Here is a 12,909-nt window from a genome sequence, read left to right on the forward strand (position 1 = left end):
GACTTAACCCCGCGCCTCAAGACTGTCAGCAAGAATCGCCAACACCAACTGTTGAAAATCCAGACCAGCAGCCTTCGCGGCCATAGGCACCAGGCTGTGATCGGTCATGCCCGGAACCGTGTTGACTTCCAGCAGCCAGAACGCGCCATCGGCATCCTGCATCACATCGGCGCGCGCCCACCCCTGGATGCCCACGGCTTCGCATGCACGCGCGGTGAGGTCCTTGAGTTCAGCTTCTTTGGCCGCATCCAGACCGCAAGGGATGCGGTACTGGGTGTCATTGGCCAGGTACTTGGCGTCGTAGTCGTAAAAGCTGTGCGACGTACCCAGAGCAATCGGCGGCAGCACCTGGCCACGTAACATGGCGATGGTGAACTCGGGGCCGGCGATCATCTGCTCGACCAACACCTGCGAGTCGTAACGGCTAGCGTCTTTCCACGCGGCAATCAGGGCATCGACATCGGTGACCTTGGCCATGCCAATGCTCGAGCCTTCATGGGCGGGCTTGACGAACAACGGGAAACCCAGCTCGGCAGCCGCTGCATGACAATCGGCTTCGCAGGTCAGCGCCGCGTGGGCCGGCGTTGGCAGACCGAGGCTCAGCCACACGCGCTTGGTACGCAGTTTGTCCATGGCCAGGGCCGACGCCAGGATGCCGCTGCCGGTATAAGGAATGCCGGCGCACTCAAGCAACCCCTGCATCGCGCCGTCTTCACCGCCACGGCCGTGCAACACGATAAACGCGCGGTCGATTTTCTCGGCCGTCAGGCGCTGCAGCAGGTCATCACCCACATCAATACCGAAGGCATCCACACCCGCAGCCAGCAGCGCTTGCAGTACGGCATTGCCGGATTTCAGCGAGACTTCACGCTCGGCGCTCTTGCCGCCAAACAGCACGGCCACACGGCCGAAAGCGCTGACCGGAACCTGGGAAATCAAACTAGCGGCACTCATTTCGCCTCCTCTGACGACTCGCCGCCGACCGTGGCGAACAAAGGGCTTTGCAGCAGTTGCGGCGCCAGGCCACCGATATCACCGGCACCTTGGCAAAGCAGAATGTCGCCAGCACGCAGCAGCGGTTTGACGATCGGCGCGAGGTCAACGCCGCGCTCGATATAGATCGGGTCAAGCTGGCCGCGCTGACGAATGCTGTGACACAGCTGACGGCTGTCCGCCCCCGGAATCGGCTCTTCGCCGGCCGGATAAACCTCCATCAGCAACAACACGTTGGCATCCCCCAACACCTGAACAAAATCGTCATACAGGTCGCGGGTGCGGCTGAAGCGGTGCGGCTGGTAAACCATCACTAAGCGGCGCTCCGGCCAACCGCCACGTACAGCCTTGATCACGGCAGCGACTTCGCGTGGGTGGTGCCCGTAGTCATCCACCAACATCACGCTGCCGCCTTCTACCGGCAGCTGGCCATAGACCTGAAAGCGTCGACCCACGCCCTGGAACTGCGACAAACCCTGGACGATGGCGTCATCGCTGATGCCTTCATCGCTGGCAATGGCGATAGTGGCCAAGGCATTCAATACGTTGTGGTTACCCGGCATGTTCACCGATACATCCAGCGGTTCACGATCGCGGCGCAGCACGGTGAAAAAGGTCTGCATGCCCTGCTGACGCACGTTAATGGCACGAACGTCGGCGCCTTCATCGAAGCCATAAGTCACGGTTGGACGCGCCACTTGCGGGAGAATCTCGCGCACGATCGGGTCGTCCACACACAGCACCGCCAGCCCGTAGAACGGCAGGTTATGGAGGAACTCGATGAAGGTTTTCTTCAACTTGTTGAAGTCACCGCCATAGGTGCTCATGTGGTCCATATCGATATTGGTCACGACCGAGACCATCGGCTGCAGATGCAAGAAGCTGGCGTCACTTTCATCGGCTTCGGCAATCAGGTAACGGCTGCTGCCCAGCTGGGCGTTGGTGCCGGCAGCATTCAACCGACCACCAATCACAAATGTCGGGTCCAGGCCACCGGCAGCGAACACCGAAGCCAGCAGGCTGGTGGTGGTGGTCTTACCATGGGTGCCGGCAACGGCGATGCCGTGGCGATAACGCATCAGCTCAGCCAACATCTCGGCACGCGGCACCACAGGGATGCGACGCTCCAAGGCGGTGGCGACTTCCGGGTTGCTGGTGTTGATCGCGCTGGATACCACCAGCACATCAGCCTGTTCAGCATTTTCAGCCCGGTGACCAATGAAAATCTGCGCACCGAAGCTTTCCAAGCGTTCGGTGACTGCGGAGGTTTTCAAATCGGAACCGGACACTTCGTAACCGAGGTTGAGCAGCACTTCGGCAATACCGCACATGCCGGCACCACCGATGCCGACGAAGTGGATACGGCGAATACGGCGCATACGGCGGATTTCCGAACGCGCAGCGGCGGGAGACTTAGCCACGGGCCACCTCCAGGCAAATATCGACAACGGTGCAGGTTGCGTCGGGCTTGGCCAGACGACGAGCCGTCTGCGCCATTTGAGTGAGTTGGTCGGGGTGCATCAAAACCTCGGTCAGCTGCGCGGCCAGCGTGGCGGCGTCAGTGGAACGTTGCGGCAGCAGTACGGCAGCGCCGGCACTGGCCAGATAATCGGCATTACGGGTTTGGTGATCGTCGATCGCGTGCGGCAGCGGCAGCAGAAATGCGGGCAAGCCGGCGGCAGCCAACTCGCTGACGGTCAGCGCACCTGCGCGGCACACCACCAGATCGGCCCAGGCGTACGCCCGCGCCATGTCCTTGATAAACGGCGCGACCTGCGCTTCGACGTCAACGGCGCGATAGCGTTCAGCAGTAATTGCATCATGTTGCTTGCCGGCCTGATGGAACACTTCAGGACGCAGTTCGGCCGCCACCAGCGCAAGGGCTTCGGGCAGCAATTTGTTCAGCGGTTCGGCGCCCAGGCTGCCGCCCAGCACCAGCAAACGCGGCTGGCGGTCGCGCAGCGAATCCCGCGGGGTTTCCAGGAACAGCTCTTCACGCACCGGATTGCCGGTGGTGCGGCGCTTGTCGCTATTGCCAAAAGTATTCGGGAAGGCTTCGCAGACGCGGCTGGCGAATGGCACCAGGCTGCGGTTGGCAGTACCGGCCACGGCATTCTGCTCGTGAATAATCAGCGGCGCGCCGCTCATGCGCGCGGCCAGACCGCCAGGGCCAGTGACATAACCACCCATGCCCAGCACGCACACTGGCTGCAGCTCGCGCATCACCTTGCGTGCCTGGAACAGCGCCTTGATCAGCTGGAACGGTGCTTTCAGCAGCGACAGCTTGCCCTTGCCGCGCAGACCCGTGACGTCGATCAGGTGCAGCGGCAGACCGGCAGCCGGCACCAGTTCATTCTCGATACCGCGCGGCGTACCCAGCCAATGCACGCTGTAGCCGCGCGCTTTGAATTCGCGGGCACAGGCCAGCGCCGGGAATACATGCCCGCCGGTGCCGCCAGCCATGATCAGCACATTACCGCGCATGCTGAACCTCCTCGGCGGACTGGCCTTCGAAGAAATCCGATTCCTTGAAGTCGACATCCTCGCTGCCCAGCTGGGTGCGGCGCTCCCACTCAATGCGCAACAGCAGCGCCAAGCTGACGCAGCAGATCACCAGCGAGCTGCCGCCGTAGCTGAGGAATGGCAGGGTCAGGCCCTTGGTCGGCAGCAGGCCAACGTTCACGCCGATATTGATCAGCACTTGACCGATCCACAGAAACGCCAAGCCGTAAGCCACATACGCCGAGAAGAACTGTTTGGCCTTCTCCGCCCACAGGCCGATATACAGGGCGCGCACGCTGACAAACACGAACAGGCCGACAGTAATCAGTGCGCCAACCATGCCCAGCTCTTCGGCCAGCACGGCAAACACGAAGTCGGTATGCGCTTCCGGCAGATAGAACTGCTTCTGCACACTATTGCCCAGGCCGACGCCAAACCACTCACCGCGACCAAAGGCGATCAGCGCCTGGCTCAACTGATACCCAGCGCCGTACTGGTCGGCCCAGGGGTCGACGAAGTTGGTCAAACGCTCCAAACGATAGGCCTGGCTGGTCATCACCCACACGCCAAGACCCAGCACACACGCCGCTAGAGGAATAAAGCGCAACAGGTTGACGCCACCGAGGAACAACATGGCGATGGAGGCGCCAACCAACACCACGGTGGCACCGAAGTCCGGCTCGGCCAGTAGCAGCGCGGCAATCGGCCCGAGCACCAACATCGGCTTGATAAAGCCGGTGAGCTTCTCGCGCACCTCGGTCTGACGACGCACCAAGTAGGCGGCGATAAACATCACACTGAACAGTTTGGCCAACTCAGAAGGCTGCAGGTTGAAGATGCCCAAGCCAATCCAACGCTTAGCACCGTTGACTTCACGACCAATGCCCGGCAGCAGTACCAGAATCAGCAGCACCACCGCTGCAAGTAGCAGCATGCCGCTGTAACGCTGCCACAACGTCATTGGCACCAGCAACGTAGCTAATGCGGCACCAAGGCCGATGGCCAGATAAATCAGATGGCGGATCATGTGGTACAGCGGATTGCCCGTCTGCGCAGCGGCCACTTCCGAAGACGCCGAAGCAATCATCACCAGGCCCAAGCCGAGCAGCGCCAAGCAACCAGCGAGAAGCGGGAAGTCGATGTCGATACCACGACGCGTATGCAGCGGCGAAGGCGCGGCGAGCAGGCGGGCAAGCATCATTACAAACCCTCCACGGCCTGGGCGAACAGACGCCCACGCTCTTCAAAATTCTTGAACATGTCGAGACTGGCGCAAGCCGGCGACAGCAGCACGGCATCACCCGCTTCGGCCAACTCGGCAGCGCGCTGCACAGCTTCTTCCAGGGTCTTGACCCGGACCAGCAGTGCGGCGTCGCCCAGCGCCTCAGCCAGCAACTCGGCATCGCGGCCGAGCAGCACTACGGCGCGGCAGAACGTGCCGACTGGCGTTTTCAGCGCCGAGAAATCAGCGCCTTTGCCATCGCCACCGGCGATCAACACCAGCTTGCCGGCGATATCCGCGCCCAGGCCTTCAATGGCGGCCAGTGCCGCACCGACGTTGGTGGCCTTGGAGTCGTCGTAATAGCTCACGGCCTTGCGCTCGCCAACCCACTGGCAGCGATGCGGCAGGCCGGCGAACTGCTTGAGGGTTGCCAGCATCGGCGCAAACGGCAGGCCCACGGCATGACCCAGCGCAAGCGCCGCCAGGGCGTTGGACTGGTTGTGCGCGCCACGGATCTTCAGCTCACGTACCGGCAACAGCGCCGCGAACTGGTACGCCAAATGTTTCTCGCCGTGTTCTTCAAGCAAGCCAAAGCGCTTGAAGTCCGGCTTGCCCAGGCCGAAATACCAGCACGGCAGTTGATCAGCCACCAGCGGGCGCGAGAGGGCGTCATCGCGGTTTACCACCACCTGCCGCGCACCTCGGAAAATGCGGTGCTTGGCCAGGTGATAAGCCGGCAGATCGGCGTAGCGATCCATATGGTCTTCGCTGATGTTCAGGCAGGTCGCGACTTCAGCGTTGAGCTGGTCGGTGGTTTCCAGCTGGAAGCTCGACAGCTCCATGACATACAGCTCGATCTCATCATTCAGCAGGTCCAGCGCCGGCGTACCCAGATTGCCGCCGACGGCGACCTTCTTGCCGGCCGCGGCGGCCATCTCACCGACCAGGGTGGTCACCGTGCTTTTCGCGTTGGACCCGGTAATCGCCACGATCGGCGCCTTGGCATAACGAGCGAACAGGTCGATATCACCCGACAGCTTGACCCCACGCGCAGCAGCCGCCTGCAGCGCCGGGGTGGCAATGGCCAGGCCCGGACTGACCAGCAGCTCGCTGGCGCGGCAGAGGAATTCCACATCCAGTTCGCCACAACGCACCTCCACTTGCGGGAACTGCTCACGCAAGGTGGCGAGTTCCGGCGGGTTGGCACGGGTATCGACCACGGCAAACGGCAAGCCTTGGCGCGCGAGGAAGCGCACCAGAGACATGCCACTCTTGCCGAGGCCGACAACGATGCGGAAGTGGTCAGACGCGATCAGGCTCATGGGTTCCTCAACGCAGTTTCAAGGTGGCAAGGCCGATCAACACCAGAATCACGGTGATGATCCAGAAGCGCACGATCACACGCGGCTCGGGCCAGCCTTTCAGTTCAAAGTGGTGATGGATCGGCGCCATACGGAATACACGCTTGCCGGTCAGCTTGAAGCTGGCGACCTGGATAATCACCGACAGGGTTTCCACCACAAAGATGCCGCCCATGATGAACAGCACCACTTCCTGACGGACGATCACGGCGATGGTGCCCAGGGCCGCGCCCAGCGCCAGCGCGCCGACATCGCCCATAAACACTTGCGCCGGGTAGGTGTTGAACCAGAGGAAACCCAGGCCCGCACCCACCAGAGCGGCGCAGAACACAATCAGCTCACCCGCGCCTGGCACGTACGGAATAAACAGGTATTCGGCGAACTTCACGTTGCCCGACAGGTAGCAGAAAATCCCCAACGCACCGCCAACCATCACGGTGGGCAGAATGGCCAGGCCGTCGAGGCCGTCAGTGAGGTTGACCGCGTTGCTCGAGCCGACGATCACAAAGTAGGTCAGCACCACAAAGCCCAGGCCCAGCTCCAGGCTGAAGTCCTTAAGCATCGGCAGGATCAGGGTGGTTTCCACCGGGCTTTGCGCAGTCATATACAGGAACAGCGCCGCGCCCAGGCCGAACACCGACTGCCAGAAGTACTTCCAGCGGCTCGGCAGGCCCTTAGAATTTTTTTCGATCACCTTGCGGTAGTCGTCCACCCAACCAATGGCGCCGAACAATAAGGTCACCACCAGTACAGTCCACACATAGCGGTTGGACAGGTCAGCCCAGAGCAAGGTGCTGACCGCAATGGCCGAGAGAATCAGCGCACCGCCCATGGTGGGCGTGCCCTTTTTCGACAGGTGCGACTGTGGGCCGTCGTTACGGACCGACTGGCCGATCTGGCGAATTTGTAGGGTGCGGATCATCCAGGGGCCAAGCCACAGCGCCAACCCCAACGCCGTCAGCACGCCGAGAATGCCGCGCAGTGTCAGGTACTGAAACACTGCGAAACCCTTGTGGAACTGTTGCAGGTATTCCGCCAGCAGCAGCAGCATTAGTGAATCTCCCCGGATGTGCCACACAGCGCAGCCGCGACGTTTTCCATCGCGGCGCTGCGTGAACCTTTAATTAGAAGGGTGGTGTCGCCCTGCTCGCTTTGCAGCGCAGCAATCAGGCTGGCTTGGTCGGCAAAATGCCGAGCGGCTGCGCCAAACTCAGCGGCCGCATAAGCCATCAGTGGACCAACGGCATACAGCGCATCAACTTTGCCGAGCGCGTAACGACCAACCTGGCGGTGGCCTGACTCAGCCCAAGCGCCCAGCTCGCCGATATCGCCCAGCACCAGCACGCGGCGGCCTGGGAAACCGGAAAGGATGTCGATGGCCGCGCAAACCGATGTCGGGTTGGCGTTGTAGCTGTCGTCGATCACGCGCAGGCCGTTTCGCGCAATCTGCGCCACGGTGCGACCTTTGACCGGCTGCAAGCTTTCCAGCCCAGCCTTGATCGCAGCGGGTGTAATACCCAGCGCCAACGCAGCCGCTGCGGCCGCCAGGGCATTGGCCACATTGTGTTCGCCGAGCAGGTTGAGCTGAATCCGTACCTGACCGCTGGCGCAGTGCAGGCTAAAAGCCGAGCAACCCCGCGCATCGCGCGCTAACTCACTGGCGTAGACGTCGGCGGCCGAGTTGCGCAGGGCAAACGAACGAACCGTGCGCCCCTTGGAGCGCTGCTGCCAGATGGCAAAGGCACTGTCGTCAAGGTTGAGCACGGCAACACCGCTGTCGCTCAGGCCGTCGATAATTTCGCCCTTGGCTTCAACAATTTTCTCGGGCCCACCGAACTCACCTACATGGGCGGTGCCGGCATTGTTGAGGATGGCCACGTGCGGCTGGGTCAGGCCGACGGTGTAAGCAATCTCACCGACATGGTTGGCGCCCAGCTCGATCACAGCGGCGACATGCTCAGGCGCCAACTCCAGCAGGGTCAGCGGCGCACCAAGGTCGTTATTGAGGTTGCCGCAGGTCGCCAACACCGGGCCTTGCAGGCCTTCACGCAAGATGCTGGCAAGCATTTCCTTAACGGTGGTCTTGCCGCTGGAGCCGGTAATGGCGACGACAGGCGCCTGGAATGCCTGACGGTTAAGCGCACCCAGCTGGCCGAGGGCCAAACGGGTATCGGCGACCAGCAGTTGCGGCAATGGCGCACCAGCGACTTCACGCTCAACCAAAGCAGCCACTGCACCTTTATTTGCCACGTCAGCCAGGTAGTCGTGGCCATCAAAACGTGGGCCGGCCAGAGCGACAAATAACTGGCCCGGCTGAATCGCCCGGCTGTCGCTGCTGACGCCGCTGAATGCCACGTCCGCACCGATCACCCGAGCACACAGCGGCGCAGCCACTTCGCTCAACCGCAGCGGCTTAAGCATGCGCCACCCCCCATGCCGCCAAAGCGTTAGCCGCTTCGACCAGGTCGGAGAATGGCTGACGCACGCCGTTAATTTCCTGATAGTCCTCATGGCCCTTGCCGGCCAATACCAGCACATCATCGGCGCTGGCAGCAGCAATTAGCTGGGCGATCGCCTGACCACGGCCGTGAACGAATTGTACTGATTGCGGGTTAACAAAACCGGCCCGAATGTCGGTAAAAATCTGTGCCGGCGCCTCAGTACGCGGATTGTCGTCAGTGACCAACACGCCATCGGCCAAACGCTCAACCACCGCCGCCATCAGCGGGCGCTTACCGTTGTCACGGTCACCGCCGCAGCCGAACAGGCACAGCAAACGGCCTTTAACGTGCGGGCGCAGGGCTTCAAGCACTTTCTCCAGCGCATCAGGCGTGTGTGCGTAATCCACCACTACCAAAGGTTGTTTGACGCCACCCAAGCGCTGCATGCGTCCAATGGGGCCCTGCAGCTGCGGCAGCACCTTGAGGATTTCATCCAACGGATAATCCATGCCCAGCAACACACCGACCACTGCCAGCAGGTTGCTCAGGTTAAAGCGACCGAGCAACGAACTGCGCAGGCTGCCTTCGCCACGCGGCGTGACCAACGTGGCGCGCACGCCTTGCTCGTTGAACTGCGCATCGCGGCAGTACAGGTAGGCCTCGGCGTCATTCAGGCTGTAGCTGATCAGGCGCGACTCGTGCTCAGCAGTTGCCAGCTCGCGACCAAAATCGTCGTCCACATTGATCACGCGGAAGCGCAGGCCCGGCCAAGCAAATAGTGCCGCTTTTGCCTGCGCGTAAGCCTGCATCGAGCCGTGGTAATCCAGATGGTCGCGCGACAAATTGGTCAGCACCGCCACATCAAATTCCAGGGCGGCCACACGGCCCTGATGCAAACCGTGGGAGGACACTTCCATGGCCACCGCGCGAGCGCCGGCATTTTTCATGTCAGCCAGGGTGGCCTGCACGCCAATGGGGTCAGGCGTGGTGTGACGCCCCTGCTCCAGTGCACCGTAAAAACCATTGCCCAAGGTGCCGACAATGCCGCAACGCTGGCCCAACAAATCCAGCGCCTGGGCCAGCAGTTGGCTGACGCTGGTTTTGCCGTTGGTGCCGGTGATGCCGATCAGGTGCAGGCCACGGCTTGGCTCACCGTAAAAGCGCCCGGCAATGGCCGACAGCTGACCCGCCAGGCCTTTGATAGAGACTAACTCGCTGCTGCTGGCCGTCATTTCGGCCGCGCCTTCGGCTTCATACGCTATGGCTGCAGCGCCCCGCGCAATGGCGTCGGCGATATGTACGCGGCCATCCTGCTGGGTACCCGGCACAGCGAGAAACAAGTCACCCGGACGCACCATGCGGCTGTCCAGGGTCAATTCACGAATCAGGGTTGAGCTAGCGGCTTCAGGCAGCAGCTGACTGAGGGGCATAGGCATTAAATACGCCCTCCTTTAATGGCTTCGACGACCGCAGTTTGTGGGTCTGGCAGATTATCCGGGGCTACGTTCATCAAACGCAGGGCACCGGCCATGACTTTGCCGAACACGGGGGCAGACACCAGGCCGCCGTAATAGCCGCCCTGGCTTGGCTCATCAATCACAATGGCCACGGCAATGCGTGGATCGCTCACTGGGCCAAAGCCGGCAAACAGCGAGCGGTAGGAGTTGTCTTTGTAGCCACGGCTACCGACCGAGGCCTTACGCGCAGTACCGCTCTTGCCTGCTACGTGATAACCCGGCACCTTGGCGCGGTAGACACCGCCTGGCGCTTCGATCACCTGCTGCAACATGCCCTGCATAGTGATTGCAATGGCTTCCGGGATGACCTGTACGGAGTCTGGCTTGCGGTCAACACGCGCCAATGACAGGTGCGTACTGCGGCCATTATTGGCCAGTACTGAGTAAGCGTGCGCCAGTTGCACAGCCGTTACTGACAAGCCATAGCCGTAGGACAATGTGGCCGTCTCGGCTTTGCGCCACTCACGGTAGTTCGGCAGGTTACCGACGCGCTCACCCGGGAACCCGAGGCCTGTGTCCTGGCCGAGACCGACCTGCTGCATGACTTCATAAATTGACTGGCCTCCGATATCGAACGCCACCTTGCTCATGCCGACGTTACTCGACTTGATCAGAATTTCGGTGAGGCTAAGCGGGCCGCTGCTGCGTGAGACGTCGCGAATGGTGTATCGACCGATCTGCAAAGTGCCCGGGTAAACGTCAACCGTATCCGAAGCCTTCCAGCGCCCACTGGCCAGGGCCGCGCTCATGGAGAAAGGCTTCATGGTCGAGCCGGGCTCAAATACGTCGATCATTGCCCGGTTGCGCATCGCAGCAGGTTGCAGATTACGGCGGTTGTTCGGGTTGTACGTCGGCTGATTGACCATTGCCAGAACCTCACCGGTTCTCACATCAACCATCACCAGGCTGCCGGCTTTGGCGCCGAATTCGATGAGTGCATTGCGCAATTCGCGATGCGCCAAGTACTGCAGGCGCAAATCAATCGACAATGCCAAGGCCTTACCGGCCTTGGCATTTTGGGCAACCTGGACATCCTTGATCAGCCGTCCACGCCGATCCTTGAGTACCTGGCGCTTGCCCGGCACGCCGGCCAGCCAATCCTCAAACGCCAGCTCCATGCCTTCGCGGCCACGGTCATCAATATCGGTAAAACCCACAACATGAGCGACCACTTCACCCGCCGGATAGAAGCGGCGGAACTCTTCAATGCCGTACACGCCTGGCACTTTCATATCGAGAATGCGCTGGCCCTGCTCAGGGGTCAGCCCGCGCACCAGGTACATAAATTCGCGGGCCGCATTGGCCTGTAAGCGCACGGTGAATGCCTTGGGCTCCTGACCCAGCGCGGCCGCCAGATCGTTCCACTTGGCCTTACCGCTCTGCAGTTCGCGGCCATTGGCCCATAGCGTGGTCACTGGAGTGCTGACAGCCAGCGGCTCACCGTTGCGATCAGTGATCAAGCCACGGTGCGCCGGAATCGGGATATGGCGCACGCTGCGCGCGTCGCCGTGGGCTTGCAGAAAACGCTGATCAAACACCTGCAGGTCGACAATACGCCAGGCAATCGCGCCCACCATCAGTGCCAGCAGCAGCAGCACCAGACGGAATCGCCAGGGGTAGAGCGCGCCCTCAAGTCCGGTCATTGCACCACCATGCGCACTTCAGCAGCGTCCGGGATACGCATACCCAGGCGCTCGGTGGCTAACATCTCGATACGGTTATGCGCCGTCCATGTGCTCTGCTCAAGAATCAGCCGGCCCCATTCAGCCTGCGCTTTATCACGCACGCTGAGCGCCCCATACAATTCGTTGAGTAACTGACGATTCCAGTGCGCGCTATAAGAAACCGCTACGGCCGAAACCAGCACAGCCACAAACAGCAGCAGCATCAGCAGACTGCCGCCGGGTAATGGCTTGGCATACAGCGCGCTCATCGCACCTTCTCGGCAATGCGCATCACCGCACTGCGCGAACGTGGATTGGCCGCCAGCTCTGCTTCAGAGGCAAACACCGGCTTGCCGATCAGCTTCAAGCGGGGCTCGAAGGCTTTGGGGATAATCGGCAAATCACGCGGCAACTTATCCATCTCACCTTTGGCGTGCTTGCGCATAAATAGCTTAACGATGCGGTCTTCCAGCGAATGGAAGCTGATCACCACCAGGCGACCGCCGACTTCCAGGTTTTCCAGGGCCGCATCAAGGCCGCTCTCCAGATCGCCCAGCTCGTTGTTGATATAGATACGTAAGCCTTGGAAGGCTCGAGTCGCCGGGTTTTTACCTTTTTCCCAGGCCGGATTAGCGACGGTCAGCACCTGAGCCAGGTCGGCAGTACGGGTAAACGGCTGCTCAGCGCGGCGCAGTACCACGGCACGGGCCATGCGCTTGGCAAAGCGCTCTTCGCCATATTCCTTGAATACCCGGGCAATTTCGTCTTCGCCAGCGCTGGCAATAAACTGCGCAGCGCTCACCCCGGCATCCGGGTTCATACGCATATCCAGCGGGCCATCATTCATAAAGCTGAAGCCACGCTCGGCGTCATCCAGCTGCGGCGAAGAGACACCCAGGTCGAGCAAAATGCCACTGACTTTGCCGGTCAGGTCACGCCGTGCAAGCTCATCACCCAGTTCGGCAAAGCTACGCTGCACAACGACAAAGCGGCCGTCTTCGGCCGCCAGTGCATTTCCCGTCGCAATCGCCAGGGGATCCTTGTCAAACCCTAGCAAGCGACCGTCTGGCCCGAGCTTTTCCAGAATCAGCCGGCTATGCCCGCCGCGGCCGAAGGTGCCATCTAGATAGCAACCGCTCGCGCACACAGCCAGCCCTTCGACAGCCTCGTCAAGGAGCACAGTAATATGGCGAAAGTTACTAGTCATGG

General features: G+C 61.3%; 11 protein-coding genes. All 11 read right to left on the bottom strand.

Annotated elements, in window-relative coordinates; translation table 11 throughout:
* Positions 1 to 3: 3 nt before the first annotated feature.
* The 11 genes from AC0J6G_RS13060 to rsmH are packed head-to-tail and all read right to left on the bottom strand — an operon-like array spanning position 4 to position 12,907.
* Positions 4 to 954, bottom strand: a complete 951-nt coding sequence (locus AC0J6G_RS13060; RefSeq protein WP_475248361.1) for a D-alanine--D-alanine ligase — start codon at positions 952 to 954, stop codon at positions 4 to 6.
* Positions 951 to 2,372 carry a UDP-N-acetylmuramate--L-alanine ligase gene (gene murC, locus AC0J6G_RS13065; protein ID WP_475253736.1) on the bottom strand — a complete coding sequence of 474 codons (1,422 nt, stop codon included), beginning with the start codon at positions 2,370 to 2,372 and terminating at the stop codon, positions 951 to 953. The genes AC0J6G_RS13060 and murC overlap by 4 nt, the downstream gene beginning before the upstream one ends.
* A 34-nt stretch (positions 2,373 to 2,406) precedes the next feature.
* Positions 2,407 to 3,477: an undecaprenyldiphospho-muramoylpentapeptide beta-N-acetylglucosaminyltransferase gene (gene murG / locus AC0J6G_RS13070; RefSeq protein WP_475248363.1), complete on the bottom strand. Its 1,071-nt coding sequence runs from the start codon at positions 3,475 to 3,477 to the stop codon at positions 2,407 to 2,409.
* Positions 3,467 to 4,693 carry a putative lipid II flippase FtsW gene (gene ftsW / locus AC0J6G_RS13075; RefSeq protein ID WP_475253738.1) on the bottom strand — a complete coding sequence of 409 codons (1,227 nt, stop codon included), beginning with the start codon at positions 4,691 to 4,693 and terminating at the stop codon, positions 3,467 to 3,469. The genes murG and ftsW overlap by 11 nt, the downstream gene beginning before the upstream one ends.
* 2 nt (positions 4,694 to 4,695) lie before the next feature.
* Positions 4,696 to 6,039, bottom strand: a complete 1,344-nt coding sequence (gene murD, locus AC0J6G_RS13080) for a UDP-N-acetylmuramoyl-L-alanine--D-glutamate ligase (protein ID WP_475248365.1) — start codon at positions 6,037 to 6,039, stop codon at positions 4,696 to 4,698.
* Between the two features lie 7 nt (positions 6,040 to 6,046).
* The gene (gene mraY / locus AC0J6G_RS13085) at positions 6,047 to 7,129 is read right to left on the bottom strand and encodes a phospho-N-acetylmuramoyl-pentapeptide-transferase (protein WP_475248367.1); all 1,083 of its coding nucleotides are present in this window, start codon (positions 7,127 to 7,129) and stop codon (positions 6,047 to 6,049) included.
* A complete protein-coding gene (locus AC0J6G_RS13090) occupies positions 7,129 to 8,499 on the bottom strand; it encodes a UDP-N-acetylmuramoyl-tripeptide--D-alanyl-D-alanine ligase (RefSeq protein ID WP_475248369.1) in 1,371 nt (456 codons plus the stop codon). The genes mraY and AC0J6G_RS13090 overlap by 1 nt, the downstream gene beginning before the upstream one ends.
* Entirely contained in the window at positions 8,492 to 9,955 is a 1,464-nt protein-coding gene (locus AC0J6G_RS13095) for a UDP-N-acetylmuramoyl-L-alanyl-D-glutamate--2,6-diaminopimelate ligase (protein ID WP_475248371.1), read from the bottom strand. Before AC0J6G_RS13095 ends, AC0J6G_RS13090 begins: the two co-directional genes overlap by 8 nt.
* Positions 9,955 to 11,679, bottom strand: coding sequence for a peptidoglycan D,D-transpeptidase FtsI family protein (locus AC0J6G_RS13100; RefSeq protein WP_475248373.1), 1,725 nt, complete (start codon positions 11,677 to 11,679; stop codon positions 9,955 to 9,957). Before AC0J6G_RS13100 ends, AC0J6G_RS13095 begins: the two co-directional genes overlap by 1 nt.
* Positions 11,676 to 11,969 (bottom strand): cell division protein FtsL, encoded by a 294-nt coding sequence (gene ftsL, locus AC0J6G_RS13105; RefSeq protein WP_475248375.1) that lies wholly within the window; start codon positions 11,967 to 11,969, stop codon positions 11,676 to 11,678. Before ftsL ends, AC0J6G_RS13100 begins: the two co-directional genes overlap by 4 nt.
* Positions 11,966 to 12,907: a 16S rRNA (cytosine(1402)-N(4))-methyltransferase RsmH gene (gene rsmH / locus AC0J6G_RS13110; protein WP_475248377.1), complete on the bottom strand. Its 942-nt coding sequence runs from the start codon at positions 12,905 to 12,907 to the stop codon at positions 11,966 to 11,968. The genes ftsL and rsmH overlap by 4 nt, the downstream gene beginning before the upstream one ends.
* Positions 12,908 to 12,909 lie beyond the last annotated feature (2 nt).

It is taken from the genome of Pseudomonas sp. TS_SC_3 (assembly GCF_056156225.1).

Coding starts and splice junctions, on each gene's coding strand:
- mraY (WP_475248367.1), bottom strand. CDS start 7,129: ATGCTGCTGCTGCTGGCGGAATACCTGCAACAGTTCCACAAGGGTTTC.
- murG (WP_475248363.1), bottom strand. CDS start 3,477: ATGCGCGGTAATGTGCTGATCATGGCTGGCGGCACCGGCGGGCATGTA.
- ftsL (WP_475248375.1), bottom strand. CDS start 11,969: ATGAGCGCGCTGTATGCCAAGCCATTACCCGGCGGCAGTCTGCTGATG.
- AC0J6G_RS13090 (WP_475248369.1), bottom strand. CDS start 8,499: ATGCTTAAGCCGCTGCGGTTGAGCGAAGTGGCTGCGCCGCTGTGTGCT.
- murD (WP_475248365.1), bottom strand. CDS start 6,039: ATGAGCCTGATCGCGTCTGACCACTTCCGCATCGTTGTCGGCCTCGGC.
- murC (WP_475253736.1), bottom strand. CDS start 2,372: ATGCGCCGTATTCGCCGTATCCACTTCGTCGGCATCGGTGGTGCCGGC.
- AC0J6G_RS13100 (WP_475248373.1), bottom strand. CDS start 11,679: ATGACCGGACTTGAGGGCGCGCTCTACCCCTGGCGATTCCGTCTGGTG.
- AC0J6G_RS13095 (WP_475248371.1), bottom strand. CDS start 9,955: ATGCCTATGCCCCTCAGTCAGCTGCTGCCTGAAGCCGCTAGCTCAACC.
- AC0J6G_RS13060 (WP_475248361.1), bottom strand. CDS start 954: ATGAGTGCCGCTAGTTTGATTTCCCAGGTTCCGGTCAGCGCTTTCGGC.
- rsmH (WP_475248377.1), bottom strand. CDS start 12,907: ATGACTAGTAACTTTCGCCATATTACTGTGCTCCTTGACGAGGCTGTC.
- ftsW (WP_475253738.1), bottom strand. CDS start 4,693: ATGCTTGCCCGCCTGCTCGCCGCGCCTTCGCCGCTGCATACGCGTCGT.